The following is a 16,558-nucleotide window of genomic DNA, read 5'->3' as shown; positions in this document are numbered from 1 at the left end:
TCCTATTATTTTTAGCAGGAATAATAATCTTCTTTTATGTGAAGAATAAAGAAGAAACTGAAGATCGAAGAGGCTAAATCGATTTTCATTTTTCAATTTTATAGGCCGAGTATGGGCTAATTTCCGTATCATTGAAAATTGCAAAAGCTAATCAAGGGCTTATTTAATTTAAATTTTTATAACTTTAACATTACCGATAAACTCATTTTCAGAATATAGATTAATAATATATAAGCCTTTACTCAACGACTCTAATTCAAGCACTTCAATTTTGTCTTTTAGCAAAGTGTTTATTAATTGTTCTCCACATATGCTAAAGATTTTAACTTCGCAATTGAAACAATTTTCATATGATTTTAATTGTCACATTATCTGAAGTTATGGAAGGCATAATAATAAACTGAGTTTCGATAATTTCATTTATTAAATTAACCCCCTCATCAATAATATCATTGCAGTTATCATCTATTCCATTGTAAACTTCAATTTCATCAGAATTTATATCTGGATCCAAATCATTACAATCCGTAGAATCTGAAACATACCCATCTATCTCAGAGAAACAACTTAAAGTGTCAATTTCATAATTACCAAAGCCATCACTGTCTCCATCTATATATAATTTATAAACCATTAGATCTTCGTCAGCTAACCCATTGCAATTATCATCTAAATTATTACACTCTTCAGTATTAAATACAGAGTCTTTGCTTAGTCCTAGGATCCAATAATCTGAATAATATATGACATCACCTCCCATCGAGTTTTCATTTTTCTCGCCTGAGAGATTAGAATTGGAGCTTCCAACCGTATAAATATTGCTTCCACCTTCAATCACATATTCAATTTGATCTGTATTTTCACCACCAATCGTTTTATCCCATATAACATTACCAAATTGATCAATTTTAACAATCCAATAATCAGAATACCCTCTGGATGAATCACTTTTTATTCCAGAAATTCCTGAGTAAGAAGTTCCACCTATTAAATATACCATCTATATTTTGTGAAATACTCCTGGGTATATCGCTTTGATTGCCACCAAAGGAATTTTGCCATAATAAATCTCCCTCAGTATCGAATTTTAAAACCCAATAATCGCTTCCCCCAAAGCTTGGTGTGGTTTTATCATATGAGATGCCACCTTGAGTAGAACTTACAAGAATAAATCCCCCATCACATGTTGCTTCTATGTCTCCAAATTTGTCATCTTCAACTGTCCCAATTGTTTTAGTCCATAGGACATTTCCAAATGAATCTAATTTCACTAGCCAAAGATCATAATATAACAATGCCCCATAATGTGAATCAACCTTATCATCTGATATCGGAGAATTGCTAATCCCGGCTATGAAAAAGCTGCCATCATTATTTAATATGGCGCCGCCAGGAATATCGCTAAAATCGCCTCCAATAGTATTTTGCCAAACTACATTACCAATAGAATCAATTTTAACAATCCAATAATCTGAAGTTGAAGGATCACCTAAATTAGGTTCAACTTTATCACCAGATGAGTTTGATGTTGAATACCCAGTCAATAAATATCCACTATCGTTATCTGGGCAAATATCAAAGAGCATATCACCTTCAGACCCTCCAATTGTGTTTTGCCACAATATTTCTCCATCTTCATTAAGCAGCATTACCCAAAAATCAATATAATAGGGATCAATAACGGGCGCCTCCTCTTTATCGCCAGAAATTACAGAGTTGGAGTACCCGCCAATTAAAAACCCAGAAGGCACTTTAACGCCGCATGTAATGTGATCTAGTTGGTTTCCACCTATTGTTTTATTCCACAAAACATTTAAATTCGAATCAACTCTTACTATCCAAAAATCATCACTTTCTTCGTAACACCCCAATGTTTTATCATAACCAGCAGCAGAGTTAGAATAACCGCAAATCAAGAACCCATAATCATCACATGATATTAAATGTTGGGTATAATCATTTAACCCGCCTCCTATTGTGTTTTGATAAAGGATAGTCGGCACTTGAGCCTGAGCAATATTTTTACCACAAATAATAATAATTACAAATGTTATTCTAAATATCGTCATACAAATAGTTGGTTTAAGATTTATTTATTAATATTACCCATCCAAAAAACAAAGAAAATATAACTGAGTATATAAACTTTTTTTAAAATTACTATCTTTTTTTCACCGTTTAACAATCCCATTCATTTAATGATTTAAAAAATATATTGATTTTAGGTTCTGGTTTTCTTTAAAATTAATTAAATATATCCATCGCTTTATCCAACTCCTCATTAACCACTTTCGCATAAATCTGAGTAGTCTTTAAATTAGAATGCCCCATTATTTTTGAAGCATACTCCATCCTCATTCCCTTTCTCAATGCTCTAGTTGCAAATGTATGCCTTGAAGTGTGAAAATGCAACCTTTTTGTGATTTTGGCTTTAATTGCAATTTCTTTCAAATCTTTATTTGTATAAGCGGTTGCTGAGGAAATTGCTTTAAATAAATAATGTGGATCAGTATAATTAAGATCATTCCTAAAAATCGGAAAAATAAAATCGTCCGGTTTGGTTTCAGTGGTTTTATATTTTTCAAGAACCTTTAATCCGGTTGTTGGAACCTTCACGCTTAAAGGACTGCCTGTTTTCTGTATCTGTATTATAATATGTATACCATTGAAATTTTTCCATTGAAGTTGTAAAATATCTGATATTCTTATACCACCTGTATAGGCAGCGAAAACATACATATCTCTGTGAATATCCATTTTAGTTCCGGCCAGCAAAACAACCTTTTCAATCTTCGTCAATTCTTCATCCGTTAAATATTCAATTGTAGTTTTCTCGGTTTTCATTTTATATCGCAGGAATGGATTTTTTTCGAAAGGCATTATTTCTTCACTTACGGCTTCATTGATCAACCGGCGGATAATTTTATAATTACCGTGAATAGTATTTGTCGTGTTACTTAAAGTAGTGCGGATACATTTCGTAATTCTTAAGCCAAATTACCGTTATTTCCTCAAATAGTAGGTCATTGGTTCCAAGGTAGGTCTTGAGTTTTCCAATGACTGCCTTTGCTTTATCCAATGTTCCAGTTTTGGCTTTGTGGCGCAATTCTTCAATATACTTGTCAGCATATTTAAAAAGCTCTGTGAAACCTGCCCGATAACTGCTTTTTTTATTGATTTCGAATTGATCCCTTTTTCCTTGCCTTCCAGTTCCAAAGCATGGCCTTGCGCCTCTGCCAGTTTTTGAGCTATGTAGTTGTTCATTCGCGCAGAGTTTGGATGTGATTTCTTGACTCTGGACTTCTCAAAATCCCAGTCTTCAAGCTTGATATGGTAACCAAGAGAAAGGTAGGTAGGCTTTCTATCCTTGATTAAACGCATATAAATTGGCGCTTCACCGTTTTTGTTCAACTTTAATTTGTTGGGAAATACTTTGAATGTAGGCATGATTTATTTAATTTTCGCACTAAAATAAGGCATTTCGAAGTAAAATAGGTTAAACATAGGTAAAACATTTTCCACATTTTCATGCATCAAAAGGTAAATTTCGCAATTGATAAATTTCATAACTAACTGACAATAAAGCATATAGTATAAAATTGATGTAAACGGGTGTAGTATTTCGAGTCCCGTCCGCTCCGCAGAAACCTCTCAGATTGAGAGGTTTTTTTTATGTACTTTATTTTCAATAAACAGGTTAGAGTCCAGTCCGCCGATCGTGCTGACAAAATGAAATTTTCGTCAGCATCCGCAGAAACCTCTCAAATTGAGAGGTTTTTTTATGTACTTTATTTTCAATTAAGCGGGTTCGAGCCTGCTCCTGACGAAGCGCTGCGCGATTGTCAGGATGCTGACAAACTTGCTTGCAAGTTTCGTCAGCACTGTCACGCACGAGGTCGCGGGTTCGAGCCTGCCTGCCGAAATGATACTCAAATTGAATTTTCTTGGAGTTAAATGTGATGTAACTAGTATTTTCAACGTTACGATAAATGGAGGCAGGTCCCGTCCGCCGTTGCCAGAAATTAAAACCTAACTTTAAGAAGTTTTTTATTGTTTATCCTAAAATCAAATTATGTATTTTGTTTACATCCTTTATTCTGAAAAGTTGGTTGCTTTCTACAAGGGTCAAACTGACAACATGGCCAACTACAGCAACATTTCTTTTAATTATACCCGTTGAGGTATAAAGTAGCCTCCAAGAATCATTTTTACACCCTTTCGGGTATAATTATAAAAAATTTCTTATATTTACACCCGAAAGGGTATAAAAATGGAGAATTCAACCAACTCAATAGCCGAATTTTTAAAGGAAAAGCGTAAGCATTTAGACCTTACTCAGCTCGAACTGGCAGAGAAAGCAGGTGTTGGCTTACGCTTTATCCGAGAACTGGAACAAGGAAAATCGACACTACGTATGGATAAGGTCAATCAAGTACTGAAACTTTTTGGTTGTGAATTAGGTGCTATTCCAATAGACAGAAACAAACTACTCAATGAGAAAAGCTGAAATAAAAATGCACAACCTCACGGCAGGTTTTCTCACTCAAACTGAGGACGGATTTTCTTTTATCTACTCCGAAGATTACCTGAACGATAAAGCAGCAGAGGCTGTGAGCTTAACACTCCCATTGCAAAAGGAAGCATTCAGCGACAAAGTAATGTTCCCTTTTTTCGATGGGCTTATTCCTGAAGGTTGGCTGCTTGAAATTGCTGAAAAGAATTGGAAACTCAATTCTCGTGATAGAATGGGATTGTTGCTTGCCTGTTGCAAAGATTGCATCGGAGCCGTAAGCGTAATTGAAATAAAAGAATAACTGCAATGAGCAAAACAAGATGTTTATACTGCTACCAATTTTTGGAGAAAGTAGAAAAAGATTTTCATCCACTTTGCAGCAAGAAAATATTCGGAAGACCAGAACCACCTGAATTGCCTTATACCGAAATGCAAATGTTCGAACTGGCAGAAAAAGTTGTAAGCAACAGAATAACTTTAACAGGCGTTCAACCCAAATTATCACTTGACATTGAACCTGCGGACAAAGCAGCACAACCAAGACGATTTACTATGGTTGGATTATGGGGTGGCTACATCCTTAAACCACCAACAAAAAATTACCGGCATTTACCTGAGGTAGAAGACCTCACTATGCACCTTGCGGCATTGAGCAAAATAAAAACAGTTCCGCATTCACTCATTCGCTTGCAAAGCGGAAGTCTTGCTTACATCACTAAAAGAATTGACAGGTATAAGGAAGAAAAAATTCACATGGAAGATATGTGTCAATTAACCGAACGGTTAACTGAACACAAATATGATGGTTCGTATGAACAAATCGCTAAAGCAATTTTAAAATTCTCCGTGAACCCCGTTTTAGATGTAGTGAATTTTTATGAACAGGTTTTATTTTCGTTTCTCACAGGAAATGCGGATATGCATTTGAAAAACTTTTTCACTTATAAATCATCCTAAATTTGGCTATTCGCTTGCTCCCGCTTATGATATGGTTGCCTCTACATTGGTGAATTCCGGTGACAATGAAGATTTGGCACTTAATCTTAACGGTAAGAAAAGAAAATAAAACTTTCAGATTTTTTAGCAGCATTTAAGCGGGCAAATCTAGATGAAAAAGTAATGGCAAGTATCTTTAAAAGTTTGAAAAATCATTTGCTGATTGGAAGAAATTTATTGACATCAGTTTTCTTCCTACAGAAATGAAAGTAGAATATAAATCCATAATAGACACCAAATTTATACAGCTAAAGTTAAATATTAAATAACGCATTTAAAAATGTCTGAAAATAAAATATTTTTACCACTCACAGTTTTCACCATCAGTAATATATCAATAGTTTAAAAGTCTAAATAATCGTATAAATATTTTCCAATCGGCCCGACGATACAATATGCGCTACTTCGCAGCGCAAAACTCACACGATTTATAGAACAGCCTTATTTACAAATAAATAATAACTTGGTGGAGAAATAAAAAATCAACCCTCCTAATTGTTTCTAAAACATTAATTATTACTATCTTTCAATTTTCTGAATGCCTCTCCAAATCGCATCGCTCAACTCAGGTTCCAATGCCAATTGCTATTATGTAGGAAATGGTGAGGAAGGGATATTGATTGATGCGGACTCAGCTGCAGGAAACATTAAAAGGATGCAGGAATTAGGGCTGGATACAAAAGAAATTACGCGCCATATTTATTTCCACGAACATACTGCTCATATTTATGGATTGGCGCAATTGCACAAAAAATTAAATTGCGCTGTTTTTATTTCGCAGAAAACATTGCGGAACACTGCAATAAAACTGAAGGAAGAAGCAGTGCAACACTTTGAGGCTGATGCTGCCATTAAAATTGGCGCTCTTACAATTTTACCATTTTCAAAACATCACGATGCTGCTGATGCGCATAGTTTTATGGTAAGCGGTGCCGGCGTTCAAATTGGAGTAATTACTGATATCGGGTATGCTTGCAGTGAGGTAATTAATTGTTTCAGGCAATGTGATGCTGTTTTTCTTGAAGCTAACTATTGCGAAGAAATGCTCAGCAACGGTACTTATCCAGTTGCATTAAAAAAACGAATCAGTGGTAATAAAGGACATTTAAGCACCAAACAGGCGTTCGAATTATTTCTAAAACACCGCACTAAAAATCTGCAATTATTGCTGCTTTCACATCTCTCACAAAATAATAATACACCGGAAAAAGCGTTGGCCCTTTTTAAAAATCATGCTCAACAGGTTCAAATTGTTGTTGCTAGTAGGGACAAGGCGACTGAAGTATACGAAATAAAATCACGTAACAATGAATTGTCGAATGGAGTGATTGTTTCTAAAAAACCAATTCAACTCCGCCTGTTTTCGTGAAAGTTTCCACCTTCCATTAACCGGTTGAATTTTTTATTATTAAATAATCTACAGAATAAAATGGCAATATTTCAAGGCCTAATTCAAAATATTATTGAAAATGCTAACGGGATTTTTCACCACCTCCCCTTCTTCCGCACACCCGTCTTCTTCCCTTTTGCCAATTCCTTCTGCAATTTTTCATACCCTCCCTTCAAATAAAACTGACAAACTTCATTCATCAAACATTCCGGGCATAAAGGTTTTGGTCGACAAATTTCTCGGCCCAGGAACGACATGGCCATTCCTGCTTCACTCCAATCTTTTTCGTCGATTTTTTTCATACAATCCTGCTCAATTTTTTTGGGGTCCTCACTTTTAGAAATGCCCAATCGCGCTGCAACACGAGTTGTATGCAAATCCACAACAATACCTTCAGCTTCCACACCCGCTTCGCGCATAATAACATTTGCCGATTTTCTTCCAATGCCGGGTAAGGCAACTAAAGCTTCCATGGTGACAGGAATGTTTTTACCACTTTTTAATTGCCTGGCAATTTCCAAAGGTATTTTATTTTTAGCATGCCCAACTACACCTTTAACAAATGGATAAATATCTTCATCCCTTGCTTTGGCCATTGCACTTAGATTCGGAAATTCATCAAACAGTGCTGGTGCAATTTTATTAATATAATCATCACTACTCTGTGCCGACAAAACAACCATTACCAGACATTCATATAAATTATGATGCTGCAATGGATGCGGCTTTTTTTTATACTTTTTTAAGAGGGGTTTGATTGCAATTTCCCAATTTATTTTTGCAGGCATTATTAGCGGTTAATTTGAAATTATTTATTGTGAAAAAGTAATTAAAAATACTTTTTTGGATGGTAGTTGCCCAGGATAAATTAATTACTTTTTATTATTTTACTTTCAAACCCCAATAAATGCGCTATTTCATCACTCTGCTCTACCTGCTAATCCCCTTACTCCTCTCCGCGCAGGATGACGAATTCGATGCCTACTACCAGGAAAATCAGCTTTACAGTAAACTTGGAGTTAAAAAACTGAGCAAAACCACACCCTATGATTCTAATACAAAATATTTTGAGACAACAACATGTGATAAGCTAGGCAGAATTACGTCAACTAAATCCGGTAATGATACCCCAACAACCTACTTTGTATATGAAAAACGTAACGACACCCTGATAAAAATAAGTTATCGCGGGTCAACCGATAAAGACCCTGCTGATACTTTTAAGATAGAGTTATTTATATACAATAAAAACGGTGCAATAACCAATTATTATCACTTTAGTGATATGCGCCATATTGAATACAAAACAGGTACGAATTGTCTGAACGGCTTTGAATTATCCAATTTGAGCTCCACCTTTTATAACGAAAATTTCATATATAATGAAAAAGGAAAATGCATTTACAAACACTACTCTATAAACAAATGGATAGATGTGCCCTTTAAAGTTACCACTTCCCTACCCTATGAAACACTTTTATTTACAAACACCTATGAATACCAATATAACAACAGCGGCGACATAATCACAAAAACAGCAATCGCATGAAGATATTGCCGTATTGTTGATACTTTCTTTTACCAAAACAAACAACTTTTTCCTGAAACACCCTCACAAAAAGACTGCACCTATGTCAAACATCATTTAATAATAACGACCTATACAAAACCATCGAGGCAAAATCTATCTGTAACTACAATTGAAGAGAAGTTGCCACAAATAACAATTTATACTTCTACCCGTATAAGATAGAACCAAATACTACTAAATACAGGTATTTTTATAACGCTCAAGGACTGCTCGTTCGGGTTGAAAAAAGTGGTAATGGATCTAATTATGTGGAGGAGTATGAGTATTTGTTTTATTAAAGGTTTTAACTTGTATGCGTGTGTAACTTTTAAAAGTAGGTGCGGATTCAAAACAGTTAAAAAGTGCTATGTGTATTAGTTTTTGGTTAGCTAAGTATTTGACATTCAATATTTTAACTCTGTTTCATTAATTTCTAAAAATTGTCTAAAATCTAATTTAGAACTCAGATTATGGGTAAAATCACCGGAAAAATGTCTACATTTGAATTAGGCTTAAGATTATTCTCTACATAGTTTAGCTTGGCCAAAACATTTTTCTATAAAACCCAATTTTTATGAGAATTACACACCTTGCATTCATCTCAGTATTATTCATAGCCCAAAGCTGTAAAAAACTTGACCAAACCAATCCTGAAGCCGTATTGACCAAATACATGGAATTGAAATTGAGCAGGATTTTAAAGCTGCATATGACCTGATTTCGACAGATTCTAAAAAATCTGCCACTTTAGACGAATACACTAAATTTTTTGAAACTCCCGATAGTGTAAAGCCACAAGGCAGAATAATTAGCATCCATTTTGCCAGTGGATGAAAACATAAGCTCACCCTCTTACAAAAGATTTAAAGTGAACGATACTGATTTCACACGAAGGAGATTCAATAAATTACTTAACTTACTTTACATTAAAGAATGAGGATGGCAATTGGCGGATTGTTTGGAATAGTATTATTACTCAAATGGCTAATCAGAGTTACAAAAAGGTGATTACGACGGATCCCTAAAACTATTAGAAAATGCTACAACGCTCGACCCTTTTGATGCAACTGCTTACGAAAAAATTGGTTGGTGCTATTCAAGAGATGATACAAAATCTGATGAAATTAGAAAAGATGAAATAATGAAAAACTTTAAATATGCAATTTCATTAGAACCTGACAATCCAGACCATTATAACGCAATGGCAGGATATTATGGGTTAATAAATATGCCTGACCTTGAAATAGAAACTTACAATAAAGGAATTGAGTTAGCACTAAATAAAGGCGATAAATACACACTTTATGCAAACTTGGCTCAGTGTTATGTTAATAAATATCAACCTGGAACAGCAATAACCTATCTTGACAAAGCTATTGAATGCCTTGCTAATGATGCATTTGTGTATTATAAATATGGTGTTATTCTTTACGACGAAGGGAAATATGAAGAGGCGAAAGCAAAATATCAAAAAGCTTTAAGCTTACCATCTATGGAAAATGGCTTGCAAAGCGGTTTATATTATGCTTATTCCAAATTATGCTTGAAACAATTTGAATATCAAAAAGCTAAAGAATACATATTGAAGGCAATCGAAATGGATCCGAATAATGAAAATTATCATGATCTTTATAAACGAATAAATAACCATTCGGCGGATTTAAATTGGTAATTTTCCATCCTTCTTCAATATTTTTTTAGTTTAAATCAGCGCGGGGTGGTCAATTTGACCTGCGTTTGCAAGAAATACCAATAAAACCAAAAAAATTGAGCTGAAAGGCTGATTATTCTTAAAAAGTTACTTTGACCAATGTAGTGCAATAGTACTTTTTAATTGTGCAGATACATTGTTTTATCCTAAAGTTTACTAATTATTTCAAATAAACATTTTAAGCTAACAACTATGAATCACACACCTAAATTCACTAATAGAAATATTAGGAAATTCCTTAAAAAAATCCTATACTTTATTATTAGTTTCATTTATCCTTTTAGCTCAAACTATTGCTCTGCGCAAAGTTTCTTAAAGATGTCCTGGTATTGATAGCCTCGCAATTATTCAATATCAAAATGGAATTACTCTCAAGCTGCAAAATTATACACCAATGCAATTAACATTCTTGAAAAATATTATACCGATAGCTTAGAAAATTCTGATTACCTTATTACAATAATTGCTGATTTTGAGAATTACTTGCGGGCGTTTATTAAAAGGGCGCTCTGTCGTTCCAACAGGCGATCTAAATGGGTTGCAATAGACTGTGAAAAAGCAGAAAAATATACAATAGTTAATTATATTCCATTTTGTATAAAAAATGCTTGTCAAGAATACAAGATGGGCAAGATATTGGAATAACTTGTCAAGAATTAACACTATGCATACAATCTCGGGGTCTATGAAGCCTACGAACTAAAGAAGCAGGTATGCAATCTTGACAGTGAGCTCAAATCTTGAAACACCTGGATATGAGAATTACTCGCCACAAAAAAAGCAATTATTCAAAACAAAGTTTACAGGAAGCGCTCAATCTTAAAGAATGGGACAATAATTTACTAATGAAAATTTAATAAAACAAGGTATAATAATGCAAGTTTTGTATAATAATATCGGCTGGGCCTACCTACTTAAAGTAAACCCTGCAAAAGCTGAAGAATACCTTTTGCAAGGATTAGTATAATACTCCCCAAAACCTAGACCATGGGTTTAGTTAAAAAAACAATCATAAATTTACTAAACCTTATGACAAAAACAAGCAAACGCACCTTCAGTGCGGACTTCAAGGCCAAGGTTGCTTTGGAGGCCATTAAGAATCAAAAACAATGGCTCAATTAAGCCAACAGCATTAGGTAAATGCAGTAACAATAGCCAAGTGGAAGTCAGAAGCATTAGAAAATCTTTCCTGTATTTAAGGGAAAACAAGATCCTGATCAAACAGAGTCCTCAGTTGAGATAGAGAAGCTGTATGCGCAGATTGGCCATTTGAAGGTCGAGAATGACTTTTTAAAAAAAAGTGCACGGAAATTGGGGATTCCGGACAGCGAATTGAAATGGTAGATCAACATCACAAGCAGTTGTCCATTCGAAATCAATGTGAGTTGCTTTCAGTGCCAAGAAGTTCGCTTTATTATGCAACTTGGAGGGAAAAACCAGAAAATATACAGATGATGAACCTAATGGACAATCATCTTATACAACATCCAACAGAAGGGGTATTGTCCATGGTATATTGGCTCAAGGAAAAAGGTTTTCCGTTGGTCCCAAGCGCATCAGACGGTTATTCAGGCTAATGGGATGTGAAGCCATCTACCGAAAAAATCTCACCAAAGGAGCTCTAAAAGAATTTGTGAAGCCCTATTTGCTCCGCGGAATTGAAATCACGCGAGCCAACCAGGTTTGGTGCACAGATATTACTTACATCCCAATGGCAAAGGGTTTATGTATATGACAGCATTTATTGATGTTTATAGCCGGAAAATCATGGGATGGGGAATTAGTAATACGATGTCGAAAAATGGTGCCTGGATGTGCTGAAGGATGCAATATTAGAAAATGGCAAGCCGAAATCATCAACTCCGACCAAGGGTCCCAATACACTAGCCATGCATGGACAACTTATCTTGAAACAGAAAACATAAAAATCTCCATGGATGGGAAAGGTCGAGCAACAGACAATATCTGGATAGAACGTTTTTGGAAAAATATTAAATATAATTACATCTATTTAAATCCTTCCGATACAGGCCTTGAGCTCTTTAAAGGATTACAAGATTATATCGCATACTATCATCAAAAACGCACCAGTCAATCAATATATCACCCAATAAAATGTTTGAACAATCTATGAAAAAAAAGGCAGCATGATAAAATTATTTATTACCTTAGCAAACGAACCCACTGGTCCAATGAGTGGGGAGTATTATATAGAATACGACAAATCCAACTTATATATATGGTGTAATTTAGCCCATGCGTATCTTTTACAATTAAAAATAAACGAAGCCTATAACATTTACATGAAATTTAATTCACTTTCATTGGCCAATAAAACCACATGGACTTCTATGGTTATTGACGATTTCAACGTATTAACGAGTGCTGGAATATACATACCCTACATGCGAACTATTTTAAATGAGATCAAATAATCTAAGAACCGATAGGAATTTAGTAAAGGTATAGAAAAAACTATCTAGGTGATAAAACTGTTAAGTTGATTGTTTTGAATAACTTCAAACGAAGCAATAAACTTGATTCAATTACTTTATCAGACGCCTATTGATTTAGAGTCAATAATTATTTTGACTATGGTAATAACGAAGAAGTAATTTGTGATATATCAATTTCTATTAGTTATGACCCTAAAAATGAATTAGCCCTTTTTAACACAGCCGGCATTTACAAATCCAAAGGAGCAAATGATTTGGCTAGTGAGGAATATAGAAAATGTGCTGATTTAGGGTACGTCACCGACAATAAAATTAATGAAGGATATTGCAGAAATTAGTAATTTGCATTTTAAGTGCCTTAGCTGACTAACTAATGCCGATTTCTCCTTATATAACTTTTTAATACAAAACTAGACTTGATCATGAAGGATTATATCATTGGCTAAACCCTAACTAATTTATAATTTCGTCCTGCATAATTAAATAAATATGGGAAAGTTAAAAAAAATATCAAATACTTCTTGGAGACAATTCTTTAATGGAAACAAAAAAAACTATTCTGCTATTAAATCTCAGAATGAGGTTGCAACTTTTGCGGATTAAGGATAAAAGCATAAAAGAAAATTGAACATTAAATTTGGAGATAAATTCAACATTAATGTGACAGATATTTTTACCATTACAAGCGGGCTTGAAATATTATTGCCTAAAGCATTTCGAGATAAAATTGGAAATATCATTTTGAATAATCCGGATTCCTTTTTTACGGTTACTGTCCTTGATCTTGTCCAAAAACCATTGTTATCAGCAGATGAAAAAGAACAGGAAGTAATTCAAAAATATTTACGAAAAAAATCTAAAGCGGAAATCATCAAGGAACTTTTAAACTTAAAAGATACCGCCCCCGAAGAATATACAATAAATCACAAAACCTATAAACGGGACAATTATACTATAACGCTAATTAAGAAAATCCGTGGTTATAAATGTCAAATTTGCGGAAATTCAGATAACATCCTACCAAAATTTACATCTCATAGGAAATATATTATAACAGGCTATATTGCTGAAGGATATGGCCTAATAAGCCTTGACGATCGACACGAATTTAGTAATTATACCTCTGCAAACAATTTCTTAGGATCAAGAGTTAAAAGCGTTGTTACTCGCTAATTAGGAACAAATAATTGCACAAGTATAATTTTGTTCCTAGGAACAATTCTAAGCATGCTACAGATTTTTGTTCTTAAGCATATTATAGAAAATAAAAGTTGAAATTATTGCACTTTAAATTCTTTTAAAACTAGTTTGCTTACCTCAACTTTGTAAATAATAATTGTTCTGGGCTAATTTGAATAAAAAAAAATAAGAATTATTTGTAATGATTTCAATTAAAAAGCTCTTATACGTTACAAAGTTAGTATGAAATCCACCATTTGTTGAAAACTCTTTTGGCACTTATGACTACCTTTACAAAACACAAAGGGGAATTGCTTCCCCTAATGTTAGAGCATCGCCAAGGACTGGATATTACAGTGAAAACGAGTAACTGTTTCAGGGTTCGAATCCCTGGGGCGAAAGCGCGGTAAAAGGGGCTTACATCCCCTTTTACCTTTTTACAAAGGTAAATGAAAAATTTATTATTCAAAACATGTTAAAATGAGTTGAATATTTTGGTCATACTACGCCACCGATTCCCGACTAATTTGATTCACTGATTTTGGAGCAAAGTGATCCACTTTTTGTATTGTGTGTCAGCTACTATTCCGGAGCATAGTGAGCCATCCATAAAGGTAATTATAAATGACATTCCGTCACATTGTGAGTCACTTGATTAATGTCAATCCGGCGCATAGTGACGTACTTTAATTATGGATTTTATGTAAATACTAGTGATTTCTTTAAAAAACGAAGTCTATGGCAGGTAAACCCTTATAAGTGTATAAAATTGCAAGAAACTTTTAATTTACCAATGGAAAACATTATTTATCAAATTTCATTTTTATTCACTCATCGAATTTATTCTTTATTTAGTAGGTCCGAAGGTATTAACTCGTACAATTTGGTAATTTTTTTAGACAAACGGTCTTTTGTTTTGAATAAATCTTGGTAATATACATAAATGGGCTCCAAGATTCTATCAACTAAATTTTCCAATTTTATTTTTTCAGCTTGCTGATCAAATATTGAAGTTTCAAACGGAATATTATTAAAATAATCTCGATAGGTATAAACTATACCGTGGATTTCCACAAACGTTTTACTAATAAATAGGTCCAAAATTCAACTCTGAGTGTTTTGCTATGGAGCCATATTTATTTAATTCGTCTATTAGAGGTTTAATTTGCATTTCATAAGTGAATAAAAATATTAATGTCGAGTATTCTGAATCAATCATACTTTTTCGTTGTAGTATAAGAATTTTATCAACTATAAGTTCAGATGTTCGAATTATTGAGTAAATTTTTGAGTCAGTTATGCTATATGCTAAATTATATTGTTCATAATTAATATTTGAAGCCTGTTCACTATAATCTGAAATCCAATCTTTAAAGCGGTTTTTCATTCCCTCCATACCCTTAGTTGCGACATTGCCTTTTTGAGCGGTGTAGCTAAAATATTCTATATTATTTTCTAATATTGTAATTAATTTATGTATTATATCCCTGTCATTTTTAACTTCTTCGCTGGCAGTTTGGGTTTTATTAAATTGAGTCTGAGCTTGAAAACTTTTGTAAAGAAGTATGGCGGTCAAAAGTGAAATTAGCGGCGTAACAAGCCCATTTATGGAATTCGCTGTAACATCAACTCCACTTTGATTCAAACGAAATACATATATTATCAAGGAAAATATTAAAAGAACGAGTGTGCTAAAAATTGCAGTTTTCATTGTTGGGGATTTTTTGATTCATCAGGCTAACGTTGTTTTTTTCAATAAATTGAAATTTCAGCTGAAATTAGATTATCTAGTATAATTTTAGTCGCTGTCGCCCCTAACGTAATTAAAATTTTATTTCTTTCATATTGGTCTACAGCTAATTCCATTTTTTACCGTGAAAGAGATTATTTCTAATTTGACGTATGATTACTAATAAAGCTTCAAACGGAGACTTATTCCATTTATCCGTTTCCTCAATTTCAGCAGCTACAGGATCAACTTCAATATTTTTATATAAATTGCATTTATATTTTAAAAAGTAAGTAGCTTGTATAATGTTTTGACTAGGAATATTGTTTTTTATAGAATTACCAACTGCATTTAAACTAGAAAACTGCCTTGCGATTTCCCTTAACACATCAAATTCCCAATAAAAGGCACTGTAGGTATCGCAGAATTTTTCAAATGGATTTTTATCAAACTTTTCACTAAAATAGGCTTCCAACCATTAATATTGTTCATGAAAAGCCTTTCTGCTTGTATCATAGGCCACGTCCTCTGCGCGCCTCCTTCTAAATTCCTGTATTTCTATAGCCCCCATATTATATTTTTAAATATAAATTAATTCTTTCAATAATAATTACTAACGTAATTTTTATATCTTTTTATTGCTGATCAATAATTGATACGAAATATCTTCTTCCTCCCAAATTGCAATCCCGAAAAACTCATCAATATTTTTGTAAAGACGAATATTAATTCCGCCCCAATGCTCTTTACCCCTTAAAACCTCGCCTATAAAAATAAACCCATTTTTACTAGTCGCTTTAACAGAATACAGCACTATACCTTCATGTTCATCAAAAGTAAAAGTAAAGGAAATTGAATTCTCATTTATTTCGAAATTACTTGTTGTTGTATGCCAAACATTCATTGGCTTTTTAATCCACAATTTTCCAAAATATTTACTTTCTACTGCTTGCAAATACATAACGTCATTTTTATTTTTTTCATTTTTATATATTTAGTGTTAATTTAAATAAA

16 protein-coding genes and 2 pseudogenes are annotated in these 16,558 nt (G+C 33.6%); 9 read left to right on the top strand and 9 right to left on the bottom strand.

Going from position 1 to position 16,558, the window contains the following annotated elements:
• Positions 1-168: 168 nt before the first annotated feature.
• The 5 genes from IPI65_16925 to IPI65_16905 form a co-directional block, all read right to left on the bottom strand.
• On the bottom strand, positions 169-321 hold the full coding sequence (locus tag IPI65_16925) for a hypothetical protein (GenBank protein MBK7443127.1): 153 nt from the start codon (positions 319-321) through the stop codon (positions 169-171).
• Between the two features lie 25 nt (positions 322-346).
• Positions 347-1,000, bottom strand: a complete 654-nt coding sequence (locus tag IPI65_16920) for a putative metal-binding motif-containing protein (protein MBK7443126.1) — start codon at positions 998-1,000, stop codon at positions 347-349.
• Entirely contained in the window at positions 945-2,069 is a 1,125-nt protein-coding gene (locus IPI65_16915) for a hypothetical protein (GenBank protein ID MBK7443125.1), read from the bottom strand. Before IPI65_16915 ends, IPI65_16920 begins: the two co-directional genes overlap by 56 nt.
• A gap of 175 nt (positions 2,070-2,244) precedes the next feature.
• Positions 2,245-2,910 carry an integrase catalytic domain-containing protein gene (locus IPI65_16910; GenBank protein ID MBK7443124.1) on the bottom strand — a complete coding sequence of 222 codons (666 nt, stop codon included), beginning with the start codon at positions 2,908-2,910 and terminating at the stop codon, positions 2,245-2,247.
• Between the two features lie 93 nt (positions 2,911-3,003).
• Positions 3,004-3,447 (bottom strand): hypothetical protein, encoded by a 444-nt coding sequence (locus IPI65_16905; protein MBK7443123.1) that lies wholly within the window; start codon positions 3,445-3,447, stop codon positions 3,004-3,006.
• Positions 3,448-4,270: 823 nt separating this feature from the next.
• Between IPI65_16905 and IPI65_16900 the strand changes: the two genes are divergently transcribed.
• The 4 genes and pseudogenes from IPI65_16900 (at position 4,271) to IPI65_16885 (ending at position 6,878) form a co-directional block, all read left to right on the top strand.
• Positions 4,271-4,507: a helix-turn-helix transcriptional regulator gene (locus IPI65_16900; GenBank protein ID MBK7443122.1), complete on the top strand. Its 237-nt coding sequence runs from the start codon at positions 4,271-4,273 to the stop codon at positions 4,505-4,507.
• Complete coding sequence (locus IPI65_16895) at positions 4,494-4,814, top strand: HipA N-terminal domain-containing protein (protein ID MBK7443121.1); 321 nt, start codon at positions 4,494-4,496, stop codon at positions 4,812-4,814. Before IPI65_16900 ends, IPI65_16895 begins: the two co-directional genes overlap by 14 nt.
• 5 nt (positions 4,815-4,819) lie before the next feature.
• Positions 4,820-5,778 (top strand): annotated as a pseudogene (locus IPI65_16890) (HipA domain-containing protein).
• A gap of 269 nt (positions 5,779-6,047) precedes the next feature.
• Entirely contained in the window at positions 6,048-6,878 is an 831-nt protein-coding gene (locus IPI65_16885) for an MBL fold metallo-hydrolase (GenBank protein MBK7443120.1), read from the top strand.
• A gap of 116 nt (positions 6,879-6,994) precedes the next feature.
• Here the strand turns inward: IPI65_16885 and IPI65_16880 are convergent, their stop codons facing one another.
• Positions 6,995-7,687, bottom strand: a complete 693-nt coding sequence (locus tag IPI65_16880; GenBank protein MBK7443119.1) for an endonuclease III — start codon at positions 7,685-7,687, stop codon at positions 6,995-6,997.
• A 119-nt stretch (positions 7,688-7,806) separates the two neighbouring features.
• Between IPI65_16880 and IPI65_16875 the strand changes: the two genes are divergently transcribed.
• The 5 genes and pseudogenes from IPI65_16875 to IPI65_16855 all read left to right on the top strand — a co-directional run bounded on the left by IPI65_16875 (position 7,807) and on the right by IPI65_16855 (position 13,809).
• Complete coding sequence (locus IPI65_16875; protein ID MBK7443118.1) at positions 7,807-8,448, top strand: hypothetical protein; 642 nt, start codon at positions 7,807-7,809, stop codon at positions 8,446-8,448.
• 1,015 nt (positions 8,449-9,463) lie between these two features.
• Positions 9,464-9,571: pseudogene (locus IPI65_16870) on the top strand (tetratricopeptide repeat protein).
• A gap of 39 nt (positions 9,572-9,610) precedes the next feature.
• Entirely contained in the window at positions 9,611-10,141 is a 531-nt protein-coding gene (locus tag IPI65_16865; GenBank protein ID MBK7443117.1) for a tetratricopeptide repeat protein, read from the top strand.
• A 1,840-nt stretch (positions 10,142-11,981) separates the two neighbouring features.
• A complete protein-coding gene (locus tag IPI65_16860; protein MBK7443116.1) occupies positions 11,982-12,314 on the top strand; it encodes a transposase in 333 nt (110 codons plus the stop codon).
• A 982-nt stretch (positions 12,315-13,296) separates the two neighbouring features.
• Complete coding sequence (locus tag IPI65_16855) at positions 13,297-13,809, top strand: hypothetical protein (GenBank protein MBK7443115.1); 513 nt, start codon at positions 13,297-13,299, stop codon at positions 13,807-13,809.
• Between the two features lie 1,090 nt (positions 13,810-14,899).
• Here IPI65_16855 and IPI65_16850 read toward each other — a convergent pair.
• The 3 genes from IPI65_16850 to IPI65_16840 all read right to left on the bottom strand — a co-directional run bounded on the left by IPI65_16850 (position 14,900) and on the right by IPI65_16840 (position 16,505).
• The gene (locus IPI65_16850) at positions 14,900-15,526 is read right to left on the bottom strand and encodes a hypothetical protein (GenBank protein ID MBK7443114.1); all 627 of its coding nucleotides are present in this window, start codon (positions 15,524-15,526) and stop codon (positions 14,900-14,902) included.
• Between the two features lie 145 nt (positions 15,527-15,671).
• Entirely contained in the window at positions 15,672-16,019 is a 348-nt protein-coding gene (locus IPI65_16845; GenBank protein ID MBK7443113.1) for a hypothetical protein, read from the bottom strand.
• Positions 16,020-16,169: 150 nt separating this feature from the next.
• A complete protein-coding gene (locus IPI65_16840) occupies positions 16,170-16,505 on the bottom strand; it encodes a hypothetical protein (GenBank protein MBK7443112.1) in 336 nt (111 codons plus the stop codon).
• Positions 16,506-16,558 lie beyond the last annotated feature (53 nt).

It is taken from the genome of Bacteroidota bacterium, assembly GCA_016706255.1.
In the GTDB taxonomy this organism is placed as follows: Bacteria; Bacteroidota; Bacteroidia; order Chitinophagales; family BACL12; genus UBA7236.
Note: the sequence above shows the minus strand (reverse complement) of the source record. Positions and strands in the feature narration are given on the sequence as shown.